Below are 23,850 nucleotides of genomic sequence, written 5' to 3' on the forward strand. Positions count from 1 at the left end.
TCAGCGGACGCCCTCCCAGAGGAGTCGTTCCCGGGCGCGTGGGTCGCCGACCACGGTCGGTGTGGTGGTGAAGGTCATCGTCGCGCGGGTGTCCTCGTCGTACGCGGGCCAACCCGGGTCGCCGGTCGTCGCGAAGGAGACCCAGGCGCCGTGCATCGCGTCCGCGAGTGCCTGGGGCGGGTGGGCGCCGAGCAGCGGTGCGTACGCCGGGTCGTGGAGGCGGTCGAAGACGAAGGGCAGCTCCAGGGCGTGGCAGGCGCCGAGGGCGCCGTCGAATCGGGGGGAGCGCCAGGCGAATTCGTAGAGGTACGAGCCCGGGACGGATTCGGCCAGGCGGACGGCGGGGATCCGGTAGAACCAGTCGGTGGCCACCGCGTCGAGGAGTTCGCCCGGCGTGGCGCCGGGGCGGGCGGCCCGGTAGACGGGCAGGGCTTCGGCCGGGTCGAGGCCGTATCCCGCGGTCATGGCGTGGAGCGAGGATTCGGGAAAGACGTCGAGTCGCCCCGTCGGGACCAGGAACAGGCGGTACTCCTCGCGGTTGCTGCCGACGAGGAGGTCGACGTCGCAGTCCGGGCCGGGGAGGGTAGGACCCGGCTGGACCGGTTCGAAGGGCATCATGTTGAGGACGGCCTCGCCCCATCTCTCCGGGTCCGGATCAGCAGCCACCTCGGCCCGCAGCTCGGCCTGGGCCGGAAGGAGTTCCTTCAAGGGGACGGCTTCGAAGGCATTCGGGGTCGGTTCGACGCCCAGTTTCTCCGCGAGGCGCGCCGCGATCAGTCGCGCCGACGACGGGCGCAGGTGGTGGTGGCAGGCTCCGCTCTGCAGGATCGCGCGCCGGAACAGTCCGCGGGCCGCTTCGGTGGTCAGCAGCGCGCCGATGCTCATCGCGCCCGCCGACTCGCCGAAGACCGTCACCTGGTCCGGGTCGCCGCCGAAGGAGGCGATGTTGTCCCGGACCCAGCGGAGTGCCGCGATCTGGTCGAGGAGGCCGCGGTTGTCGGGCCGGTCGGGCAGGTGCAGGAAGCCGTCGGCTCCCAGGCGGTAGTTGGGCGTGACGCAGACGACGCCGTCCCGGGCGAAGGCGCTTCCGTCGTACCCGGACGCCGAGCCCGAACCGTTGGTGAACGCCCCTCCGTGCAGCCAGACCATCACGGGGAGGCCCGCGCCCGGCTCCGGGGCGGGGGTCCGGACGTCGAGGTTCAGGCAGTCCTCGCCGGGGATGTCGTTCTCCGGGATGAGCGCGTCGAAGGGCGGGGCGTAGGGGGCGTGCGGCGCCGTAGGTCCGTGGGCGGTGGCGTCGCGCACGCCCGTCCAGGGCTCGGGCGGGGCGGGCTCACGGAACCGCAGGGCGCCGAAGGGCGGAGCGGCGTAGGGGATGCCGAGGAAGGACGTCACCCCGTCGGGGGAGGTCCGGCCGCGGACCTCCCCCTGCCGGGTGCGGCACACCGTCATGCCGACAGCACCTCCAGGAGTGCCTTGCCGAACTCCTCGGGGCGTTCGAGGTGGACGGCGTGCCCGGCGTCGGCCACGGCGACCTCCCGTACGGTGCCGCCGGCCTCCGCGTAGCGGTCCAGGACGTGCCGCGTCTGCGCCAGCATCGGCTGCGCCGGCGTGCCGTCCCAGCCCGGCACCGCGCCGAGCGCGCCCAGGTGTGCCAGGTCGAACATGGAGGTGTCCGAGACGATGACGTCGTCCTCGCCCCGGATCCACAGGACGGGCGGCTTCGGGTCGATCAGATGCAGGTCGTCGACACGGAAGTGGACCGGGGCGAGGCAGTTGAGCACGCCGCGGGTGCCCGGCGCGATCCCGGGCCAGGCGGTGGACGGCGTGCTGTCGCCCGGATAGTGGTCGTCGCCGAGGCGTGTGGTGAGCATGGAGTCGACGTACGCGTCCTCGTGCTCGGGGCGCAGGGGCGGTTTGACGTAGCAGGCCGCCAGGACGGAGCGCGGCGAGAGCGGGGAGTCCTCGCCGCGGTCGCCCTCGGCGAGCAACCGGACGAAGTCCGCGTTGGCGGTGCCGCCGCCGGATCCGGCGCCGTCCTCGGAGTTGAGGGTGCCGTCCGCCCCGTGGGTGCCGCCGAAGCCGTACGGGGAGACCGGGTTGACCAGGGTCAGGGAGCGCACCGCGGCCGGGTGGTCGCGCAGGAACTGCAGGGCGATGCCGCCCCCCATGGACCAGCCGACCAGGTGTGCCCGGTCGATGTCGAGCGCCGCGAGGAGGTCGGCGAGGTCGTCGGCGTAGTCGCGCAGGCCGCGGGTGGCGTCGACGGGGAGCGGGTCGGTGCCGCCGAAGCCGCGCAGGTCGACGGCGAGGGCGCGGTAGGGGTCCGGCAGCGTGGTCAGGGTGGTGTGCCAGAACGCGGAGGAGGAGACGTTGCCGTGGAGGAAGACGACCGGTTCGCCCTCGGTCCTGGCTTCGGTGATCTGCTGGGTCAGCCGGCCGGTGGCGACGCGGCGGGTGTGGAGCGTGGTCATCTGCGGGTCCTTCAGGAGAGCCAGGTGGCGACCTGGGCGGCGGCGGAGCCGTGCCAGCCCAGTTCGAGGTGGTTGGCGGCGGCGATGGTGGCCTTGCCGCCGACGGTGGGGATGCCCGTGGTGTCGAGCGCGCTGGAGATGAAGACGACTCCGTCGCTGGGTCCGCGGTTCTCGTTGAAGATGCCGACGATGTCGGCGGAGCCGCCGGCGAGGAGGTAGGTGGTGACGGAGGCCGGCACCCCGGCGGCGTGCAGGGGGGCGATCAGCGATCCGGCGTCGATGGCGGCCTGGATGCCGCCGCCGGCGGTGTAGAAGCCCTGGCCGCCGTAGTACGTCGTGTACCAGTCCTGGGCGGCGCCGTCGACGCCGTACACCCCGTCCCAGCGGGCCAGCATCTGGCGCTGTCCGGGGTAGTTGTCGTAGCCGCCGGAGGGGGTCATGGAGAACTCGGGGCGTGCGGTGTACGTGCCGTAGCACGTCATGTGGGAGTGCGGGGAGGGGGCGTTGACCTGGCCGCCGCACGCGGGCCAGATGGAGAAGTCGTGGGCCCAGCCGTGGGCGTACGGGTAGTCGTAGCCGCCGTTCGGGCCGCCGACGGTGATCAGCCGGCGCACGTCGCCGGCGTACGCCCGTCCCCAGCTCGGCTTCAGCGACGACACGTACGCGCGGGTCGACATCTCGCCCTTGCTCCAGCCGACCAGGTCCACCTTGTCGACGCCGAGCTTCGCCTTGACGGCGGCGATGGCGTCGCCGACGATCTGCGCCTGCATCAGGTTGTCGCCCTGCTTGTGGGCGAAGCCGACGGCGAACACGCGGTGGCCGCGCTGGGAGAGGTACTGCATGAGCCCGGTGGACGGGCAGGAGGCCGCGCCGCAGCCGTAGCCGCCGGATTCGCCGGGGTTGGCCCAGGCGCGGTCCGCGGTGTCGTTGGCGCCGTGGACGAGGAGGACGGGGGTGGTGCGGCTTCCGGTGTTCCACCCGGGGGCCGAGTAGAGCAGGAACCGGCCCGAGGAAGGCCGGGAGACACCGCCGAAGTACGTGACCCGCTTGCCGTCCTGGTCACCCCTGCCGTCCGGCGCAAAGCCCTCGGTACGGAAGCCGGTGGTCGTGTCGAGATAGCGCTCGACACGCTCCCAGCCGTTGGTGACGGTCCCGGCCCCGTAACTCGCCTCCAGGGTGAGGTACGGGGGCGGGGCGGCGGCCGTCGCGCCGCTCGCGGCGGCCGGTGGCGTCACCAACGCGGCCGCGACGACCCCCGCCACCGCGATCACACGGGCGGCGCGCAGTCGCCACCGGCCCCCAGGACTCCGTCTGTCGGCCATGTTCCGGCCCCTCCCGCTCGTGCGCTCGTGGCGCGTCCACCCGATGGCCGCCCCGGCACCGGGTCCGCACACGGTAGGCGGACGCGCACGCACGGGGCATGTGACCGAACCACACAATGGAAGCCGTGCAAGTGGTGCCGAAGACTCAGCAGTCCGGGATCACGGTGCCGTTGTCGTCCCTGGCCTGGTCGTTGCCCCAGGAGTACGGGGTGCCGATCTGCCGGCACGCGGAGTCGACCGCCGCGACCGCCTGGGACGCGGCGCCGCCGGAGAGCACCCCGCGGGGGGCGGCCTGGGCCGGCGCGGCGGCTCCCGGCGCGAACAGGACGAGCGAGGCCACCGCGCCCATCAGTGCGGCCACCCGCAGGACCGCAAGGGCCACCTGAGGACTCCAAGGCGCTTTGTCCACGAGCCCGGCCCGTCGGCGGTGGCAGGATCGTGCACGGTGCGGAGGCAGGAGCATGCCAACGGGGAGTCCTGTGGAGGAGGGGGTTCGCTGCGATGCTTCTGATGTGGTCGGGGATCTCGTCCCGGGCACCTCTGAGGAAACGGCGCCGGGCGCCGGGAGGGGAAGAACCATGATGCGTACCGCCACCAGCAAGGCTGCCCGAGGGATCGCGGCGGCGATGCTGACCGCACTGGCGACGACGGGGGCGTTCACCGCCCTCGCGGGGAGTGTCGCACCGGCGGGCGGTGACGCCGTCGTCGTGGCGGGCGGCTGTCTCGACCCCCTGAACGCGTGTTGGGTCAACGGCTGGCAGGAGAAGCCGGGCACCTGATCCTGTGCGGCAAGCCCGCCACGGGGGGTGGGTCCAGCGGTCCGGGTGCCGAGCACGACGCGCGGCCCGCCGCCTTTCCAGTACCTCGTCACCGACCGACCGTGGAGCACCGCCGATGCACCGCATGCAGATCCTGGGAATCACCCCGGCCGAGGAGCAGACGTACCGCCACCTGCTGAGGCATCCCGGCAGCGCCGTCGCCGAGATCGTCGCCGCGCCTTGGCACCCGCCCGGGGCCGGCGCGGCTGCCGTGGGGCGACTGAAGGCCCTGGGCGCCGTGGTCGAGAGCGACGGCGCGCTGTGGCCGGAGGAGCCGCAGGCGGTGGTGGGCCTGCTGGCCGAGCGGCTGCTCGCCGAGCTGCACACCATCACCCGCGGCCTTGCCCAGGTCTACACGGTGGTGCGCTCCCTGGAGGACGAGGCGGCCGCCGCCGGCCGGCCCGAGGAGGGTGACACGCCTCCGCAGGACAGCCGGCTGGTGGAGCGGATCACCGGTCCCTCCGCGTTGCGGGCGAGGGTGGAGGCCCTCGCCCTGAGCACCCGCTCCGAGGTGCTGGCGGGCGGGCTCTGCGAGGAGGTCGACCCCCGCGTCCTACGGATGACCCTGCCGCTGGGCCTGCGGATGCTGGCGCGCGGCGTCACCGTGCGGCTCCTGGTGTGGCAGTCCATGCTCGCCGACCCGATGGCCGTCGCCCACCTGCGCCGGCTGGCCGAAGCGGGCGCCCGGGTGCGGGTGCTGTCCTCATCGGACAGCCCGATGGCCGTGTGCGACGGCGGGACCGCGCTGGTGCCGGTCGAGCCCTCGGACATCACCAAGGGCGCGTTCGTCACGGCTGAACCCGGCATGGTGAGCACGGTCGTCAACCACTTCGAGCGGCTTTGGGCGGACGCCCGGGAATTCGGGGATGGCTGACGGCCGGGTCACACCCCGGCTGTCAGATCCACCGACTGTCAGACCCACCCTCGTTCTCGGGCCAGCAACGCCGCATGGGCGCGGTTCTCCGCGCCGAGGAGCCGCATCAGCTCCGATATGTGGCGGCGGTACGTACGCAGTGCGGTGCCCACCTGACGGGCGCCGGTCTCGTCCTTGCCGACCGTGCACATCGCCCGCAGCACCTGTACCTGCAGATCGGTCAGTTCGGGATCGCTCGACGAGTCGTCCCCCTGCCCGACCAGGTCGGTGAACTCCTCGGCCCCCGCCCACAGACGCTCGAAATTGTTGACGACGGTGGTGACGATCCCCTCCTCGCTCGAGCAGAGGGCGCCCTTGGAGGTGTTCTTCGGGTCCACCGGCACCAGCGCGGTGTGGTGGTCGTACACGATCATCAGCTCGCTCAGGTCCTCGACCACCCGGATCCGGGCCCCCGCGGCGGTCAGTTCCTGGAGGTAGGCCCGTGTGGTGTCGTCCGCCACCGCGGAGGCGCGGACCAGGTTGCGCAGGACGACGCCACGGCGCAGACAGCGCAGGTCGAGCGGGCGGGAGTGCTTGATGTTCTCCAGGGTGAGCGCGTCGTAGGGCTCGGAGGCCAGAACCTCCGCACGGGCGAAGAACGCCAGTTCGTCCAGACGTTCACGGATGGCCGATAACCCCATCAGCCGTTCCACCGGGGCGTGTTCGGAGTTCGGACCCTGGTCGCGCGCGTCACGCGCCAGGGAGTCCACGATGGGTTTCAGGTCGGACAGCGTGCGGATGGTGCTGTAGAACTCCTCCAGGCGCTGCTGGGCCAGCCGGTTGACCACCAGGTCCGGCTTGTGCGGCCACGCCTTGCCGTCGTCCTCGCGGATGACGTGCAGTTCCCGCAGCCGACGCACCGCCGCTTCCAGGCAGAGGGGTTCCTGCCTCAACAGGACGTGCACTTCGTCGAGTTCGACTCCGGGGTTGCGCAGCAGGTGCCGGTAGAGCTCCTCTTCCGCCGCAGTGAGACCAAGGACCGCCATGTGGTGCACGAGCAAGAGGCACTCCCGTGGGAGAGGACGTCGGGAAGGATCCGGCCGGCGTGTGCTGCAGGAATTGTAGAAGGGAGGTGCCCGAAGGGTAAAGGTTTCCCCAGGAGCCCCTGGTGACTCAGCAGTAGGATCTCCGGCCCAGAAGCGATCAGGCCGGATCCTGCATCGGGTTGGCCGTATCTGGCCAACAGGCCTTGTTCCTCGCCGCCTTGGGCGCTGCCATATTCGGTCGTGAGGGAGGTGTGGTGCTGACCACACGACGCGAGGGGGACACGATGCCGCCGCCGGCGGCCCCTGCGGCCCGGGGCCGGTACCTGCCTCAGCACTTCACACGAGAGGTGGCAGAGCCAGATGCTTTTCCGACTGCTGGGACCTGTGAGGATCGCGGGCGGTGCCGAGACGCAGTCGGCAGCCCGCCGCGCGCTGCTCACCGCGCTGCTCCTGCGCCGGGGACAGTTCGTCGGCATGGGCGAGCTGACCGAGCTGTTGTGGGACGACCCGCCGAGCTCGGCGGTGGCCAACATCAGGAGCCACCTCACCGGGCTCCGCCGCGGCCTGGACTCCGCGCTGCCGGGACTGAGCAAGCGGCTGACCACCAGCCGCGGCGCGGAGACCGGGTACGCCCTCAGCGTCGACGCGGACGAACTCGATCTGTCCTGCTTCCTGAAGCTCGCCCGGAAGGGCAAGGAACTGCTCGCCGCGGGCGACCACCGGGCCGCGGTCAGCCACCTGGACGAGGCCCTCGCCCTCTGGCGCGGCCCGTTCGGCCAACGGCTCCCGGCCACCCGGTGGTTCCACGCGCATACCGTGGGCCTCAGCAACACCCGCTTCGAGGCCTGTCAGGACTTCTTCACCGCCTGCCTGCTGACCCATCGGACCGAGATGCTCTCGTACCGCATCGAGACCGTGCTGGCCGAGGCCCCCTACCGGCAGCGGCTGTGGCAGTTGCTCGCCGCCACCTACTGCGCGCAGGGCGACGTGGCCGGCGCGCTGGGCGTGATCGAGCGATGTCGGACCGTCTTCGCCGACGAGCTGGGCCTGGACGTCCCTCCCGGCGTCGAGGCCATCCGGGCCGCCGCGCTGACCTGGGACACGGAGCGGGCGCACCGCCTGGTGGCCGAGATGGCGCGCCAGTGACGGCGGGCATCCGGTCGGCCGGGTCCCGGGTCCGACGGCGACTTCGGTCGCTCGCGGTAGGGGAACTGGTCAACGTCCCGTTGCAGACGGCCATCTGGTTCGGCGTGGTCGGCGTGCCGGCGACGGCCGCCAACCTCTTCGGGTTCGCACTGGTCACGCTGCTCCTGCTGGAGGGCGCCGCGTACTGGACGGTCAAGCTCCGTGCCCTGTCCGCCGGCAGCGGCGCGCCGCTGCCCGGGGCTGCGGTGTTCGCCGCCGCTCGGGTGGTCAACCTCGTGCTGCTCGGGCTCGGCGTGCCGCTCACCGTTCTCGCGGTGGCCGACTCCCCCGGGACCGGGAGCATCCCGGGCCTGCTCTTCGCGCTCTTCGCCGTCCTGGAGCACGTCAACTATTTCCACACCCAGCTGATGTACGACACTGCCGAGGACCGGCGCAGCCGCCGCAGGAACGGGCGGCGCCGGGCACATCTGGCCCGTGACCTGGAGCGGGCTCGGAAGCTCGGGAGCGGGCAACCGTCCGCCGACGAGGTCGGTCGCTCCTGACGTCCCGGGCGGACAGTGACCGGCCCGGTCACGGTGCGGCCTTCAGGATCTCGTAGAGGTCGGACGCGGCGGCGCGGGGTCCGTGCACCGCGCCGACCCCGGTGACGTTGAGGACCACCTCGTCCACGCCGAGCGCCCGGTAGGCGTCCAGCCGCTGGTGGATCTCCTCGGCCGTCCCGTAGAGGAAGATCCCGCCGTCCACCAGGGCGCGGACGTCGTCGGGCCCGCCGTCGCCGGTGATCCTGATCCCGGCCCGCCGCAGGACGGCCTGGTAGTGGGGGAACTGGATGTGCCCCCCGCAGGTCGCCCGCAGCAGTTTCGCCATGTCCCGGTCGGGGCCGGCCAGTGCCACCGGAACGTAGGCGGTGACCTTGACCGGCTCCTCCGGACGCCGCTCCTTCGCGCTCCGCAGAGCCGGGATCAGGAACTTCTCCAGGTACGCCGCCGAGGCCATCCAGGTGATGGCCACATCCGCGAGTTCTCCCGCGAGTTCGGCCATCCGCTCCCGCAGGACGCCGAGGCCCAGCGACACCTCCGGCTTGTGGAACGGCATGAGCTGCGCCTTGGCGGAGAAGATCTCCCCCTCGCGGTCGCTGATCCCGCCGTCCAGCAGGTCCCGGACGATGGTGACGTACTCCCGGCAGGCGGTGAGCTGACTTGGGTAGGGCCGTCCCATGGCGCAGGTCTGCGCGGCGAGCGAGCCCGGACCGTAGCCGGCCACCACCTCGTGCCCGGTGGCCAGCGCCACGGACCGGGCCTCGATCGCCGCGTTGTACGGCGAGCGGTAGGGCATCAGCGACACCCCGAACCCGGCGGGCACCCTGATTCCGGAGCCGGCCAACCAGCTCACGATGTGATGGCTGTCCAGAACGAGACCCTGGCCCTGCCACAGTCGGGCCGCGCCACCCCATTTGACGAGATTGGCGAAGGGGATCACCTGCTCGGGGCGGGTGGCGTTGACGGGGAGGAGGATCGAGTGCCGCATCCCGGCAGCCCTTTCGACGAGTGGTGGAGCGGATGACAGGCGGGCGGTCAGCTCCGGGAAGGCGCGGACAGTTCCAGCGGGAGGCGCAGACCGGCCGGGTCCGCGCCGCTGAGCAGGGCGTCGACCATCAGGTCGGTGTCGCCCACGCCGGCCCAGCCGAGCATGTAGCCGATCAGTGAGGTCCGGCCGGCCGCGCCGGTGAAGTAGCCGTCCTCGCGGATCCGGCCGAGGACCTCGGTCTGATGGGCGGCGGCCCGCTCGAACAGGTCCGCGCGTCCCAGGGTGCGGCCCGCGCCGATCAGGCACTGGACGACGCCGCTGCTGCCGTGGCAGACGGAGAGGTCCACCGCGCGGCCGGGCGCCAGGGCGGTCGCCCGGCCGACCAGATCGGCCAGCCGGGACTCGGTCAGCCAGTCCTCCCGGCCCGCCGCGACGAGGATCTCCGAGCCGGCGAGCAGGAGGCCGGCAGCGCCCTTGCACCAGCCGTGCTCCGCCGGGACGCCGTCCCGCTCCCAGCGGCCGATCAGCCAGTCCGCCGCCTCCTTGGCGGTGCGCTCCAGTCCCAGAACGGATCCGGTCCGGGCGGCCGCCCAGCGCAGTCCCAGTTCGCCGTGGGCCAGGTCCGACCAGTGGGTGTCCCGCTCCCTGCCCAGGTGGGACAGGGTCAGGTCGGTGAGCCGCTCGACCGTCGCGGCGTCGGCGGGGAAGGAGGAGCCGTCGCGGCGGAGACGGTCGAGCAGGACCATCAGCAGCCCGGCCGGGCCGTTGGAGAGGTCGGTCTCCAGCTCGCCTTCCGCCGCGCGGTCCTGGAGGGCCTGGAGCAGGCCGGCCATCCGGGCGGACGCGGTCTCCGGGTCCTCGGGTCGGACCAGCAGGAGCGAGGCGGCCCCGGTGAACACCGACTCGGGGCGCTGGAGCAGCGCCTCGCCGTACTCGGCGAGCAGGGTGGTGAGCCCCCGGTCGGCGCTGCCGGCCGGGCCGGCCAGGCTCCCGTCGCGGGCGGCGGCGCGGTTGAGGAAGGAGACCACGCCGGCCGAGTCGTGGAAGGAGACGAAGTTGCCCGGGGTGATGGTGGAGGCGTCGCGGTCCGGGCCGATGCCGCCGACCCAGCCGCACTCCTCCTGTCCGCCGGGACCGGTGACCGGCACCCGCACCTCGGCGATCCGGCCGGCGATCGCCCGCCACCAGGCGCCGGGACGGGCCCCGGCCAGCAGGTGCCCCCCGAAGACCCCGGAGGCCGAGAGCCCGCCGGGCGTGTCCTCGCCGCACAGCTCGCCGAAGCACTCCTCGAGCAGGAAGTGGTGGTAGGCGTCGGTGCGGGCCGCGTTGTGGGCGACGCCGCGCCGGGCGAAGTCCAGCGCGGTCGCCGAATACACCCCGGGTGTCGACCCGTTGACCGTGCCGAGCGCGTCGGAGTCGCCCCGGGTGACGAAGTACGGCACGTTGCCGCCGTGCAGCGAGGCGCGCTCCGCTTCCGCCGCGAAGCGCTCCGCCTCCGGGGACAGGTAGTCCTGGTGCATCTTCAGGAGTCCGAACAGCCGCTCGGCCTCCTTGGGGTCCACCAGGTACTTCGGGTGGGTGGAGGCGTCGATGAAGCGACCGTAGATCATGGTGGAGCGCAGCAGCAGCCGCACCGGCACCCCGGGGTGGGCCTCCAGGACGCGGGTGACGACGCCGTCCCGCAGAGCCGTCAGGGCCGCACGGCAGCCGGCCAGGATGGCGTCGAACCAGTCGGTGGCGATCAGGTGCGTCTCGCCCAGCCGGGGCACGTTGTCGCCCTGCCGGTAGTTGAAGGGCTCCCGTGACACCGAGATGGCGTCCGTTCCCGGGTCGCGGATCACGGCGCTGGTCATGGACGACGGCTGGTCGCCCGCCACTCCGACGCCCGCCATGATGAAGTCGACCGGCGAGGTCGGGTTCACCATCGGCACCAGCATCGTGGAGGCGACGGACAGCTTGGTGTGGTTCATCAGCGCGTCGGGGAGCGACTCGTCGCCCACCCCGGCGTCCGGCCGGAGCATGGTCTCGGTGTCGATGACGCACGGGTGTTCGCCGCAGGCCAGCAGGTTCTCGTCGTGCAGGTCGGTGGCGCCGATGGAGCCGAACAGCACCGCCAGCGCGCCGATCCGGTAGAAGTAGCGGGCGGGCTGGTCCGCCTGCTCCATGGCGGCCGGCACGGTGAACTCCTGCCAGCCGTGCGTGCCCACGGTGAACGACCGGGGGACGCAGCGGGACAGCGGGTGCTCCAGGTACGGGCCGACCGCCCGGTACAGGTCGCGGACGAAGTCGTCCGCGGTGAGCGGCCGCGGCTTGAACACCAGTCCGGTCCCGTTGGCCAGGTGGAGAATGTGTACCTGACGGCTGTCGTTGTGCAGGTCGGAGCCGCTGGGCGAGATCGCGGACAGCAGCCGGCCCTCGTCGCCCGGCTCGCCGAGCAGTCCGGCCTCCGCCAGCAGCGGGTGGTCGTCGGCGAAGGCGGTGAGGAACTCGCAGTAGGCGTCCAGGGAGTGGGACAGCATCGCGGTCAGTCGCAGCCGCAGCACCGGGTACTTCTCCAGCAGGGCGTCCGGGGTGCCGGGCTCCTCCAGACGGGCCGTGAAGCGGCGCAGGGCGGTGTCGCCGCCGGACTCCATCGGTAGGCCCAGCTGCTCGCGGAAGGCGTGGAACTCGCCGATGAGCATCCGGTAGGACTGCGTCTCCACCGTTTTCAGCAGGGCCTCGTGGGCCTGGTCCAGCACGCTGTCGCGGCGGTCCGGGACGGCAGCCCGCAGCAACGGCTCGCGCAGCTCCTTCTCGACCGCGGACCGGGGGACCACATGGGAGTAGAAGGGGAGGAAGGCCTCGATGGCCACCATGTTCTCGCTCATGCCCCGGCACCTTCCACCAGCAGTTCGGCCGTCCGGCCGGCCCCATCGGCTGTCGCCGCGTACAGGTCCCGGTACACGCTGCCTCCGTCCATGAGTTCTGAATGTGTTCCCTGCTCGACGATCCGGCCCTGGTCGAACACGTAGATGAGGTCGGCGGACTCGATCGTCGACAGGCGGTGCGCGATGACGATCTGGGTGGCGCCGATTCCCTCGATCAGCCGGGTCACCCGGCGTTCGTTGACCGTGTCCAGGGAGGCGGTGGCCTCGTCCATGACGAGGATGGACGGCCGTTGCAGGAGGGTGCGCACGATCGCCAGCCGCTGCCGCTGCCCCCCGGAGAAGTTGGAGCCCATCTCGGCGACCAAGGTCTGCAGACCCATCGGCAGGTCGTCGAGGAAGTCCAGGATGCCGGCCTCGCGGCAGAACTCCCGGACGGTCTCCTCGGGGATGTCCTGGCCCAGGGTGAGGTTCTCCAGGATCGACCGGTTGTGCAGGTGGACCTCCTGCGGGATGTAGCCGATCACTCGGCGCAGGGAGTCCCGGTCGTACTCGCCGGCGTCCCGGCCGCCGAAGCGGACCGAGCCGGAGGTGGGTTCGTGCAGGCCGCAGACGATCCGGGCCAGGGTGCTCTTGCCCGACCCGGAGGCGCCGACCAGGGCGACCCGGGCGCCGGCCGGGATGTCCATGGTGACGTCGCGGACCACCGGTTCGCTGTGCCGGGTGTAGCGGAAGGACACCTGGTCCAGTTGGACGGAGGCGGACTCCAGCTCCTTGCGGTCGCCGCCATGGCCCTCGGGCTCGGTGCGGGTGATGTCGCTCAGGCGGGACATGTAGCGGCTGGTCTCGGTGAACTCCGCGTACGCCTGGAACACCGAGGTGGAGATCGCGAAGTAGGTGGCGGCGACGGTCTGCACCGCGATCGCCCCGCCGATGCTGATGGTTCCCCGGCCGACGAAGTAGAGGCTGGCGAGCAGCAGCAACAGCGGCCCGAACATCTGGATGGTGGCCGCCACACCGGTCACCTGGCCCTGCTGCAGCCGCATCCGCGCTTTCATCGCGTCGAGGGAGGCGGCGTAGGTCTCGCGCCAGGTGTCCAGGTACTGGTCGGCGTAGCCGCCCATCTTGATGGTCGGGATGGAGACGATGGCGTCCAGCTGCAGCGACTGGCTCCTGCCCAGGTGGGTGATCTCCATGTCGACCGCCTCGAGCACCCGCAGTCGGGTGGCGGCCAGATAGCCGGCGTTGCCCAGCACCAGGGCGAGCGCCATCAGCCCGAGCCGCCACTCCACGTGCAGCAGGTAGCCGCTGACGCAGACCATGGTGCCGACGTCCAGCACGCCCTGGGCGACCCGGGAGGAGAGCATGTCGCGGACGGCGTTGACGCTGCCGAGCCGGAAGAGCAGCTCGCCTGGCTGACGGGTGGTGAAGAACCGGTACGGCAGCAACAGCAGCCGGGTGAAGGCGTGGTCCATCAGATGCCGCCCGAGCACCGACACCAGCGAGGACAGCAGCAGGATCCTCAGGAGATGCAGCAGGTAGTAGCCGACGGCGGCGCCGACCACCATGCCGATGACCCACAGGTGGTCGCCGAGCTCCGTCCAGCCGGAGAACCGGTCCACGGACCATTCGGTGAGCAGCGGGATCCCCAGCACCGCGGCGTAGGCGGCCAGCGACAGCGCGCCCACACCGGCCATCCGGCGCCCCGCGCCCTCGGGCAGCAGGGGCATCGTCCGCCAGTCGGCGAAGGGCCGGCGGCGCAGCCGGCGGAACGCGGGCCCGGGCTCGGCGGTGAGGACCACGCCGCTGAAGTGCCGGGCGAGTTCGTCCGAGGTCATCCGGCGACGGCCGACGGCCGGGTCCATGACGACGGCCTGATCGCCGTCGAAGCTCTCCAGGACCACGAAGTGGTGATCGTCCCAGAAGAGGATCACGGGCGAGTCGAACCGGGTGAGCGCTGCGACGCTCCGGGCGCTCAGCAGCCGGCTGCGCATGCCGCGGGACTCCAGGAACCGCGCGAGCTGCCGGGCGCTCAGGCCGTCCCGTCCCGCGTCCATGTCCTCGCGGACCTCGGAGATGCCTTCGTCCCGCCCGTAGTAACGGAGCAGGGACACGCAGCAGCACAGACCGCACTCGGTCTGGGCGACCTGGGTGACGGCCGGCACGCGTCGCGCGGTCCGACGTGATTCCGGGCGAGCGCCCATGGCTACCGCACCTCCGGGTTGTTGGACATCGGGCAAGGAGAGGGGCTTGCGTTGACGGGGCGTCGGACGGGGCGGGAGACCGGGAATCCCGGCGCGGGCAGTCGGACCTCGGTCCGGCCCGTCCCCACCCCGTCCGTCGCGACCGACGCGGCGGTCCGGTTCAGCGGGCCGCGCGTATCAGAGCCGTCAAGGGCTTCAGCACTGGCTGGTGCACTTGGTGGTCGGGCAGGCGGAGGCGGACACCAGGGTCGCCACGGCGGTGACGATGGCGCAGCTCCAGGTGGTACCGCCGTACACGTCCGCCTCGCCCATCTCGACGAGCTCGAACTCGTCGTAGCCGCCGAGGACGTCGGCCTGAATCTTCTCCATGGTCTTCTCCTTTTCGAATTTCTTCCGACATGCGCCCGCAACTCGTCTTGCGAAATGCGGAACGCATGCCCTCCGTCTTCGGAGGACGCCTCCAAGTCTGTCCGCCCCCAATTCGCCGAACGCATAGACCTGGCACCCTTGTACGCACACGCTGAAATGCACCGGAAAACGCGCCGGGCCCCCACGCATTCGCGTGGGGGCCCATTCACGGGGTGCGAGGTTCGTCGACCCCTCAGACATCCCGCCGGACGGTCGTCCAATGCCCGAGCGCCACCGCCCCCACCGTCCACACGGTGAGCACGCCAAGACCGGACCACGCTCCCAGCACCTCGTCGCCCCCTGAGCCGCGCAGCACCATCCCCCCCGCCACATCCGGCAGGAACCGTGCCACCTCCCCGACCCCCGGTATGTTGCTCAGGATCGTGGAGAGCATGAAGAACAGCGGAAGCAGAATGGACAGCGCCGCCGCCCCCGACCGCAGCAGCGTCGCCACTCCCATGGAGAACGCCACCAGCAGCGCCGTGTAGAGCACCGCCCCCGCCACATGCCCCGCCGTGGCGAGTCCCGCCGGCGCCCGGTGCTCCCCGATGCCGCTCTGCACGATCAGGAAGGCCGGCACCACGCCCACCACCGCCAGCACCCCGCTGACCAGGCTGACAAGACCCACCTTGGCGTAGTAGAACCGGGCCCGGTCGGGGACGGCCAGCAGACTGCTCCTGATCGACCCCGACGCGTACTCGCCCGTCACCGCGAGAATCCCCATGATCACCAGAACGATCATCCCGAGCGGTACGGCCGACAGGCCGAGCCCGACCGGGTCGAACCCCGGCGCCGTCAACTGCTTCTCGCCGGGAACCATCCCGTAGACGAAGGCCAGTCCGATCATCAGGACGAGATAAACCGCCGGGGACCATTTCGGAGAGCGCAGCGTCGTCAACTTGACCCATTCCGCGGCCAGGGCATGCCTCATCAGAACCCTCCCGTCGAAGCCCGGTATTCAGCGTGTTCCTGGGTCAGCTTCATAAACGCCTCCTCCAGCGAACCGGATGAAGCGGTCAGCTCGAAGACGGCGATACTCTCCGCGCTCGCGACGAGCCCCACCTTCTCCACGGACACCCCGCTCACCGCCAGCGTCGCGTCGTCCTGCCGCACGGACTCGATGCCCTGCTCCCGCAGTGCCCGCCGCATCCCCTCCGGATCGGCCACCCGGGCCAGCACGGTCCTGTCCGAGTTCGCGGCGATGAACGCGTCCACGGGGGTGTCCGCGAGCAGCCGGCCCCGGGCGACGACCACCAGATGGTCTGCGGTCACCGCCATCTCGTTCATCAGGTGGGAGGAGACCAGCACCGTCCGCCCCTCCGCGGCCAGCCCCCGCATCAGCTCCCGGATCCACCGGACACCCTCGGGGTCGAGCCCGTTGACCGGCTCGTCGAACAGCAGCACCTCAGGGTCGCCGAGCAGCGCCGCCGCGACGCCGAGCCGCTGCCCCATGCCGAGGGAGAACCCGCGCACCCTCTGCCGGGCCACCGCGAGCAGGCCGACCCGGTCCAGTACCTCGTCCGCCCGGGTGGCGGGCAGGCCGTGGGAGGCTGCCAGCACCCGCAGGTGGTTCCGGGCACTGCGGCCCGGGTGCACGGCCCTGGTGTCGAGCAGCGCTCCCACCCGGGTCAGCGGGCGCGCCAGGCTCCGGTAGGGGACGCCGAGGACGGTGGCCCGGCCCGCGGTGGGCTCGTCCAGACCGAGGATCATGCGCAGGGTGGTGGACTTGCCGGCGCCGTTGGGGCCGAGGAATCCGGTGACCTTCCCCGGCGTCACGGAGAACGACAGACCGTCCACGGCGACCTTCGCGCCGTACCGTTTGGTGAGGTTCTCGACCTCGATCATCACAGCACCTCTCGTCCATGAACAGTCGTGACCGTCATGCCATGCCCACCGGCCCTCATACGGCCCCGGCCACCGGCTCCGCGTACAGCCCCGCGTACACCCCGCCCAGGGCCAGCAACTCCTCGTGCGTCCCCCGCTCCACGATCCGGCCGCGGTCCAGTACGTGGATCAGGTCCGCGTCCTGGATCGTCGCCAGCCGGTGCGCGATGACGATCTGCGTGGCGCCGGTCTCCGCGATGATCCGGGAGACCCGCCGCTCGTTGGCGGTGTCCAGCGAGGCGGTCGCCTCGTCCAGGACGATGACCCGCGGCCGCTGCAGCAGTGTCCGCACGATGGCCAGCCGCTGCCGTTGCCCGCCGGAGAAGTTGGAGCCCATCTCGGACACCAGGGTCCGCAGCCCCATCGGCAGTTCCTCGACGAAGTCGAGGATCCCCACGGCCGCGCAGTACTCCCGGACGGTGGCCTCGTCGATGTCCTGGCCCAGGGTCAGGTTCTCGAGGATGGTGCGGTTGTGCAGGTGCACCTCCTGCGGGACGTACCCGATCTGCCCGCGCAGGAAGTCGGTCCGGTAGGCGCTCATGGGGTGGCCGCAGAACTCCACCGCCCCTCCGGTCGGCTGGTGGAGCCCGCAGACGACGCGCCCGACGGTGGACTTGCCCGAACCCGACGCGCCGACGAACGCCACCTTCGCACCGGCCGGGATCTCCAGCGACACGTCCTCCAGCACCGGCCTGCTGTGCCGGGTGTAGCGGAACGACACCTCCCTCAGCCGTATCGAGGTGTCGTGGAGTTCCGTGAGGGGCCCGCCCTCCGGCTCGCTCTCGTGCGCCGTGATGTCGCTCAGCCGGCTCACGTAGCGGGAGGTCTCCGTGATCTCCGTCAGCATCTGGAAGACGGACGTGCTCAGGGCGAAGAAGGTGCCCGCCACGGCCTGCACGGCGATGGCCGAGCCGATGGTCACCGTCCCCCGCGACACGAAGTGCAGGCCGGCGAGCAGCAGCGCCAGCGGGCCGAACATCTGCGTGGTGGCGGCGATTCCGGAGATCCAGCCCTGCTGGATCCGCATCCGGGTGCGCATCGCGTCCAGCGAGGCGCCGTAGGTCGCCTCCCATTCGTCGGCGAACCGGCCGGCGTAGCCGCCCATCTTGATGGTGGGGACGGACACGATGGCGTCGAGCTGCGTGGACTGGGAGCGGGAGAGCAGCGCGAGCTCGGTGTCCGTCACCTCTTTCACCCGGTGCCGGCTCAGCCACAGGAAGCCGGCGTTCAGCAGGAACAGCGCGAGCGCCAGTAGGCCGATGCGCCACTCGGTGACGAACAGGTAGACGCCGATGCAGGCCAGGGTCCCCACGTCCAGGACGCCCTGGGCGATCCGCGAGGAGAGCAGGTCCCGGACGCTGTTGACGGTGTTCAGGCGGAACAGCAGCTCGCCGGGCTGCCGGGTGGCGAAGAACTTGTACGGCAGGGAGAGCAGTCTCCTGAAGACATGGCTCATCAGGTGATGGCCCGTCACGGCGATCAGCCCCGCCAGCGCGGCGGTGCGCAGCATCCACAGCAGCAGGTAGCCGATCGCGGCCGCCGCCACCGCCCCCGCTATCAGCCCCGTCTGGGACAGGTCGCTCCAGGCGTCGTCCCGGTCGACGGCCCATTTGGTCAGCGCCGGTATGCCCAGCACCGCCGCGTAGGAGCCCAGCGACAGCAGGGCGACCAGCGCGATCCGGCGGCCCGCCCGGGCCGGGACCAGCGGCAGCGACCGCCAGTGCCGGAAAGCGGGGAGGGACTGCCGGGTGAAGTCCGGGCCGGGGGAGGCCGCGATGACCACCTGGGAGAAGCCGGCCTCCAGCTCGTCGCGGGTGAGGCGCTTGCGGCCCACGGCCGGGTCCATCACCCAGGCCGTCGTGCCGTCGAAGCGCTCCAGGACCAGGAAGTGGTAGTCCTCCCAGAAGAGGATCACCGGCTCGGTGAAGCCCCGCAGTGCCTCCACGCTCCGGGCCCGGAACGCCTTGACCTCCATGCCCCTCGAGCGCAGGAAGTCCACGAGCTGCTTGGCACCGAGTCCGTCCCGGCCGGCCTCCAGGTCCTCCCGCACGGTCCGGAAGTCCTCGGTGCGGCCGTGGTACCCGAGCACCGCGACGCAGCAGCACAGCCCGCACTCCGTCTGGGTGACCTGGGTGACGGAGGGAACCCGGTGGCCCATCAGAGGGCTCCGTGCCAGATCGGCGACACCCGGGGCCGCGCGTCGTCGAGGCGGCCGAGCAGGTGCAGCAGCACACCCGAGGAGCCCACCATGGCGCTGTCGGTGTGCGCGTAGCGGGAGCCGGTGTCGGCGAGCTTCTCCGCGACCACGTCAGGTCCCAGCCGGCGCGCCTCGACGGCGGCGGCCCGCTCCGACAGCTCCTGGTCGTCGCCGGCGATCCGGCGGACCACGTCGATGTTGCCGAGGTCGCCGTGGCACCAGGTGAGGTTGCGTCCGAAGCCCTGCCGGAAGGTGTTGTCGAGGGCCGCCTCCAGGCGCTCGGCGGCCCGTTCGTCCGCTGTCCGGGCGGTCACGGCGGACAGCGCCATGGCGATGCCGGCGGCGCCGTGACACCAGCCGGTCGAGAACCGGCCCGGGAAGGCGGAGTTGGTGGACCAGTTCCGCTCCCGGGGCACGTAGAAGGACTCCAGACGGTCCGTCAGGACGCCGATGGCGGCGTCGACGCGGTGTCCGGGGTGGTCGGGCAGCGTGGCGAGGGCGTGCAGGACTCCCGCGACGCCGTGCGCGAAGCCCGACTGCTCCCACCAGGAGCCCGACGGTTCCTCCACATGGGCCAGCAGCCGGCCGGTGAGCCCGTCCAGGGCGTCGAGGCTGTGGTCGCCGCCGATCGAGGCGATCATCGTGGCGATGCCGGAGATCCCGGAGATCACCTCCGGGGTGTTCTCGGGGCCGATCTGTTCCACGACCAGCGGCACGGCGTCCTGTGCCGCCTTGACCCAGCCCGGCTCCCGCAGGATTCGCCCGGCCTCGCACAGGGCGAACAGCAGGCCGGTGGTTCCGGTGTAGGCGCCGGCGCCGCTCTGCCGGATGCTGCGCAGCTCGTAGACGCCGTCGGTGAGGATGCCGGCGCTGCGCTCGAAGACCTGGCGTGCCACCCGCTCGTAGCGTTCGTCGCCGAAGTGGGCCGCGGCCGCGGCCAGGGCCAGCGCGGGGCCGGTGCGTCCGGTGTACAGGTCGTACCCCAGGACGCCGGAGGGCCAGGGCCGGGCGGCCTGCGCGGAGGCCAGCGGGCCGATCCAGGTGGCGGGGAGATGACCGTACTGGTCGGGGAGGCTGCCCGCGGTCAGGGCGTCGGCCAGCGACCGGGCGAGCCGCTCCAGGCCGGTGCGGTCTCCGGTGGAGGTCCGGCCGTTCCAGGCGGTCCCGCCGGAGAGGTGGTTGTCGGGGAAGCGGGAGCAGAAGGCCGAGTGGAGCAGCCGTAGCTGCCGCCTGACCGCCTGCTCGTCGAGCGCCGCGGCCTTGGCCAGCGCCCGGGAGAGCGGGGTGCGGTCGAGCCGGACGCCGGTGTCCTCGCCGTCGCAGTCGTGGACGGTGGTGCCGGTGGCGGGCACGGTGAAGTAGGGGACGTCGCGTTCGGCCATCTGCCGCAGTTCCGAGCCGACCAGCCTGCGGTCGGAGAACCGGGAGGGGATGGCGATCCTGTGGAGCAGGGCCTGGGCGAGGGCCGGGTCGGCCATCGCGGCGGCGGAGGCCGCCATCCGCAGGATCTGCGCGTACTGCGACGTCGGGTTGTGGATGTAGCGGAGGCGCATGGCCGGAGCGAGCTCCTCCAGCAGGGTGGTCCACCAGGAGGGCCGGCGCATCACCGCCTCGCAGACCTGCCGGAACCCGTCGGCCATCTGTCCGGCGAGCCCGTGGATCTCCTGTTCGGTGCTCTCCCGGACCACGGTGGAGCGCTGCTCGGACGGGCGGGCCTGGAGGTGCACCCGGATCCGGTCGGTGAAGGGGTGCTCGAAGACCATGGTCTTGAAGGGGGAGACGCCCTGGTTGTCGCCGCCGAGGAAACCGAGGTCGACGTAGCCGGAGTCCTCGTTCTTGCCGGCCAGGACCAACGGGAGGATCCCGATGCCGTAGACGCTGCGGCCGATCTCGTCGTACGCGTTGCCCTCGGCCTCCGGGGTGGGGCCGGTGTGCACCCGGGAGGGGTGCAGCAGCGTCTCGAGGTCGATGGCCACCGGGCCCCGGCGGGTGGGCAGGATGTTCTCGAAGTGCATGTCCCGCGCGTCCAGCAGGTAGAACACGGCGGCCAACTGGCCGCAGGCCCGCATGAACGGCACGCTGAATCCGCCGATGTCCTCCTGTTCGACGTACTCGACGTACCCGTACCCGTCGCGCACCAGGGTGCGGGCGGCGGGCAGTGCGCAGTCGGCCTCCGCGTTGACGCGCTCGACGACGGTCTCGAAGGCCGCCTCGCAGGAGACGTCCCGGGGCTTGTGGACCAGGCGGGCCCCCGAGGCGAACGTCAGGATGCTCACCGCCCTGCCGTGGGCGTGCGAGTCGCCGTCGGCCCCGCCGATGGACAGCAGCGGGTCGCCGGGGGCGATGCCGGAGAACCGGAACACCTCGTCCCGGTCGGCGTGGAGGCGCCGGACCAGTTCGCGCGCGGCCTCGCGGGCGTTGCGCACCACATGGCCGGCCGCGGAGCGGAGCACCGGGAAGGGCTCCAGGGCGTCTCTCCACACCCGGGTGACGAAGTCCTGGTAGCGCTCCTGCGGGGTCGCTCCCCGCAGCAGCCCGTCGGTGGAGGCCTTGTTGACCGCCGCGACCAAGGTACGGGTCGCCACGTCGCGGAGCCGGGCCTCGGCCCGGCCGAGCACCTGGAGCGTGAAGGCGTCCAGGTCGGCGACGGCCTCCGTGAGGTCCTCGGGGAGGAGCCCGCCGGCGGTCGGCAGTGCCAGCTGCCGGATCACGCGCTGGAACGGATACTCCTCCGGCTCCAGCGACCAGGCGAGCGCGGCCGGCGAGGGGACCTCTGGAGCGACGTCGGACGGAGCCGAGAGCTTGACGTGGACGGCGGGCGCGAAAACTCCGAGGGGCTCGATGGTTTCGCGGATTTCGACGCTGTCGAGTTCTGGGTAAAGATTCGCGGGCGAGATCAATGCTCCGGCTCCCTGCGCGGAAGGTGATAGATTGCCACGTTGCGCCGGGGGCGGGGAGCATGAGCCGCTCCCCGCCCCCGGTCACTGCCAAGCCCTTCGGGCTCAGTTGCAGTTGGGCTGGCACTCCTTGGTCAGCGTGCACCAGCCGCCCTGGTTGCCGAGGAAGTCGGACAGCGAGAACGTGTTGGTCGAGCACGCGCCGTAGGCGACGCCGTCGAAGTCCTGCTCCGCGATCTCCTCGATGAGCGAGATGTCACCGTCGAAGTTGTTCATGTGAATTCACATCCAATCCGACCGCATATAACCAATGGGCCATTCTGCGGAAAAATTTGACCCACGGCCCGTCGCCCGGCTGAGCGACGAGGGAAAGCTATGCGCGTCGATAGCCAGTCCACAACCCGTCGATTGCCCGGCGGGTCACCGGAATACGTTTCCGGTGATGCTGCGCGAGCCATCGGTGACGCCGTTGACCTGCGGCTTCGATGCCATGTGGCCGAATCCTGCCAGGGTGCTGGCAACTTGGTGCAGTTCATTTCCCCACGGATTCGTGCACGGCCGTATGCGCGACCGGATGCACTGGATATGCGCGGCGAATAGGGGGCCGAATGCGATCGGCCAATTTCCGCTCGCGACACTTCCGCGGCCGTAGATCATCCCCGTGACACGGCCGGCCGGTCCGCGCCCGGCAGGAAGCGATCCGGCAGCCATGGCTGCCGGCCGCACTCGACGGCCCCGAACTATGGGGTCCCACCACATACGCCGGTGACCAGCGCGTTCCTACGGTGTGGCGACACCCAAACGTCCCCGCAACCCGCCCGGAAGTGGTGCTCATGGCCGCCGCAACAACCGCTCCCACGCCGCCCGGTTCCCTCAAGCGCATCGTCGCCGCGAGCCTGATCGGGACCACCATCGAGTGGTACGACTTCTTCCTGTACGGGTCGGCCGCCGCGCTGGTGTTCAACAAGCTGTTCTTCCCCGAGTCCGATCCGCTGGTCGGAACGCTGCTGTCCTTCCTGACGTACGCCGTCGGCTTCGCCGCCCGCCCGCTCGGAGCGCTCGTCTTCGGCCACTACGGCGACCGGCTCGGCCGCAAGAAGCTCCTGGTGCTCAGCCTGCTCCTGATGGGCGGGGCGACCTTCGCCATCGGCCTGCTGCCGACGCACGCCACGGTCGGCTCCGCGGCTCCGGTCCTCCTCACGGTGCTGCGCCTCGTCCAGGGGTTCGCGCTCGGCGGCGAGTGGGGCGGCGCCGTCCTCCTGGTGTCCGAGCACGGGGACGCGAAGCGGCGCGGGTTCTGGGCCTCCTGGCCGCAGACCGGGGCGCCGGCGGGGCAGTTGCTCGCGACCGGCGTGCTGTCCGCGCTGACCGCGCTCCTGTCGGACGCCGCGTTCACCTCGTGGGGCTGGCGCGTGCCGTTCCTCCTCTCCGGCGTCCTGGTGATCGTCGGCCTGTGGATCCGCCTCTCGGTCGACGAGTCGCCGGTGTTCAAGGCGGCGCTCGCCGCCGCCGAGGAGCGCAAGGCGACCGCCGGGCAGGTCGAGAAGATGCCGCTGGTCGCCGTCCTGAAGCACCACTGGCGGGACGTGCTGATCGCGATGGGCGCGCGGATGGCGGAGAACATCTCGTACTACGTGATCACCGCGTTCATCCTCGTGTACGCGACCACCGAGGTCGGCCTGACCAAGCAGACCGCCCTGAACGCCGTCCTCGTCGCCTCGGCCGTCCACTTCGCCGTGATCCCCGCCTGGGGCGCGCTGTCGGACCGGATCGGCCGCCGGCCCGTGTACCTGATCGGCGCGGTCGGCGTCGGTGCCTGGATGTTCCCGTTCTTCGCCCTGATCGACCGGGGCGGCTTCGGCTCGCTGCTGCTCGCCGTCACGGTCGGCCTGGTCCTGCACGGGGCGATGTACGCGCCGCAGGCGGCCTTCTTCTCGGAGATGTTCGCGACCCGGATGCGCTACTCCGGCGCCTCCATCGGAGCCCAGTTCTCCTCCGTGGCCGCCGGCGCCCCCGCCCCGCTCATCGCGACCGCGCTCCTCGCCGACTACGGCGGTTCGACGCCGATCGCCCTGTACGTGATCGCCGCCGCGCTGCTCACCGTCGTCGCCGTCGCCTGCGCCCGCGAGACCCGGGACCGGGACCTCGGCGAGATCGCCGAGGACGCCGTGCCGCACTCCCGCGTCCGCGCCGACGCCTGACGTCCACCG

The 23,850-nt window shown here is 71.5% G+C and carries 19 protein-coding genes; 5 read left to right on the forward strand and 14 right to left on the reverse strand.

Features of this window, described 5'->3' with window-relative positions; translation table 11 throughout:
* From OO54_RS05170 to OO54_RS05185, 4 genes are all read right to left on the reverse strand, one after another.
* Positions 1-1,452: a carboxylesterase/lipase family protein gene (locus OO54_RS05170; protein ID WP_033201664.1), complete on the reverse strand. Its 1,452-nt coding sequence runs from the start codon at positions 1,450-1,452 to the stop codon at positions 1-3.
* A complete protein-coding gene (locus OO54_RS05175; protein ID WP_033201665.1) occupies positions 1,449-2,474 on the reverse strand; it encodes an alpha/beta fold hydrolase in 1,026 nt (341 codons plus the stop codon). Before OO54_RS05175 ends, OO54_RS05170 begins: the two co-directional genes overlap by 4 nt.
* Positions 2,475-2,485: 11 nt before the next feature.
* Entirely contained in the window at positions 2,486-3,796 is a 1,311-nt protein-coding gene (locus OO54_RS05180; protein WP_033201666.1) for an esterase/lipase family protein, read from the reverse strand.
* 145 nt (positions 3,797-3,941) lie between these two features.
* The gene (locus OO54_RS05185) at positions 3,942-4,178 is read right to left on the reverse strand and encodes a hypothetical protein (RefSeq protein WP_033201667.1); all 237 of its coding nucleotides are present in this window, start codon (positions 4,176-4,178) and stop codon (positions 3,942-3,944) included.
* Positions 4,179-4,374: 196 nt separating this feature from the next.
* Here OO54_RS05185 and OO54_RS05190 point away from each other — a divergent pair, with 196 nt between their 5' ends.
* Together OO54_RS05190 and OO54_RS05195 are read left to right on the forward strand one after the other, a co-directional pair.
* Positions 4,375-4,575 carry a hypothetical protein gene (locus OO54_RS05190; protein ID WP_033201668.1) on the forward strand — a complete coding sequence of 67 codons (201 nt, stop codon included), beginning with the start codon at positions 4,375-4,377 and terminating at the stop codon, positions 4,573-4,575.
* A 124-nt stretch (positions 4,576-4,699) separates the two neighbouring features.
* A complete protein-coding gene (locus tag OO54_RS05195) occupies positions 4,700-5,488 on the forward strand; it encodes a TrmB family transcriptional regulator (RefSeq protein ID WP_157856430.1) in 789 nt (262 codons plus the stop codon).
* Positions 5,489-5,526: 38 nt separating this feature from the next.
* Here the strand turns inward: OO54_RS05195 and OO54_RS05200 are convergent, their stop codons facing one another.
* The gene (locus OO54_RS05200) at positions 5,527-6,522 is read right to left on the reverse strand and encodes a helix-turn-helix domain-containing protein (protein WP_234439663.1); all 996 of its coding nucleotides are present in this window, start codon (positions 6,520-6,522) and stop codon (positions 5,527-5,529) included.
* Positions 6,523-6,873: 351 nt separating this feature from the next.
* On the opposite strand from OO54_RS05200, the gene OO54_RS05205 reads away from it, so the two are divergent.
* Together OO54_RS05205 and OO54_RS05210 are read left to right on the forward strand one after the other, a co-directional pair.
* The gene (locus OO54_RS05205; protein WP_033201669.1) at positions 6,874-7,659 is read left to right on the forward strand and encodes an AfsR/SARP family transcriptional regulator; all 786 of its coding nucleotides are present in this window, start codon (positions 6,874-6,876) and stop codon (positions 7,657-7,659) included.
* Between the two features lie 80 nt (positions 7,660-7,739).
* Complete coding sequence (locus OO54_RS05210; RefSeq protein WP_078905052.1) at positions 7,740-8,201, forward strand: hypothetical protein; 462 nt, start codon at positions 7,740-7,742, stop codon at positions 8,199-8,201.
* A gap of 28 nt (positions 8,202-8,229) precedes the next feature.
* Here OO54_RS05210 and OO54_RS05215 read toward each other — a convergent pair whose 3' ends face one another.
* From OO54_RS05215 to OO54_RS05250, 9 genes are all read right to left on the reverse strand, one after another.
* Positions 8,230-9,186 carry an LLM class flavin-dependent oxidoreductase gene (locus OO54_RS05215; protein WP_033201670.1) on the reverse strand — a complete coding sequence of 319 codons (957 nt, stop codon included), beginning with the start codon at positions 9,184-9,186 and terminating at the stop codon, positions 8,230-8,232.
* A 47-nt stretch (positions 9,187-9,233) separates the two neighbouring features.
* Entirely contained in the window at positions 9,234-12,053 is a 2,820-nt protein-coding gene (gene lanM, locus OO54_RS05220) for a type 2 lanthipeptide synthetase LanM (protein ID WP_033201671.1), read from the reverse strand.
* Complete coding sequence (locus OO54_RS05225) at positions 12,050-14,215, reverse strand: peptidase domain-containing ABC transporter (RefSeq protein WP_033201672.1); 2,166 nt, start codon at positions 14,213-14,215, stop codon at positions 12,050-12,052. Before OO54_RS05225 ends, lanM begins: the two co-directional genes overlap by 4 nt.
* 234 nt (positions 14,216-14,449) lie before the next feature.
* Complete coding sequence (locus OO54_RS46315; protein WP_017237615.1) at positions 14,450-14,623, reverse strand: class II lanthipeptide, LchA2/BrtA2 family; 174 nt, start codon at positions 14,621-14,623, stop codon at positions 14,450-14,452.
* 232 nt (positions 14,624-14,855) lie between these two features.
* Positions 14,856-15,593 (reverse strand): ABC-2 transporter permease, encoded by a 738-nt coding sequence (locus OO54_RS05230; protein WP_033201673.1) that lies wholly within the window; start codon positions 15,591-15,593, stop codon positions 14,856-14,858.
* Entirely contained in the window at positions 15,593-16,507 is a 915-nt protein-coding gene (locus OO54_RS05235) for an ABC transporter ATP-binding protein (protein WP_033201674.1), read from the reverse strand. Before OO54_RS05235 ends, OO54_RS05230 begins: the two co-directional genes overlap by 1 nt.
* A 55-nt stretch (positions 16,508-16,562) precedes the next feature.
* Entirely contained in the window at positions 16,563-18,704 is a 2,142-nt protein-coding gene (locus OO54_RS05240; protein ID WP_033201675.1) for a peptidase domain-containing ABC transporter, read from the reverse strand.
* Positions 18,704-21,643: a type 2 lanthipeptide synthetase LanM family protein gene (locus OO54_RS05245; RefSeq protein ID WP_033201676.1), complete on the reverse strand. Its 2,940-nt coding sequence runs from the start codon at positions 21,641-21,643 to the stop codon at positions 18,704-18,706. Before OO54_RS05245 ends, OO54_RS05240 begins: the two co-directional genes overlap by 1 nt.
* 102 nt (positions 21,644-21,745) lie before the next feature.
* Positions 21,746-21,916, reverse strand: coding sequence for a plantaricin C family lantibiotic (locus OO54_RS05250; protein ID WP_017237622.1), 171 nt, complete (start codon positions 21,914-21,916; stop codon positions 21,746-21,748).
* 557 nt (positions 21,917-22,473) lie between these two features.
* On the opposite strand from OO54_RS05250, the gene OO54_RS05255 reads away from it, so the two are divergent.
* The gene (locus tag OO54_RS05255; protein WP_033201677.1) at positions 22,474-23,841 is read left to right on the forward strand and encodes an MFS transporter; all 1,368 of its coding nucleotides are present in this window, start codon (positions 22,474-22,476) and stop codon (positions 23,839-23,841) included.
* Positions 23,842-23,850 lie beyond the last annotated feature (9 nt).

The organism is Streptomyces wedmorensis, assembly GCF_000716445.1.
GTDB lineage: Bacteria > Actinomycetota > Actinomycetes > Streptomycetales > Streptomycetaceae > Streptomyces > Streptomyces wedmorensis.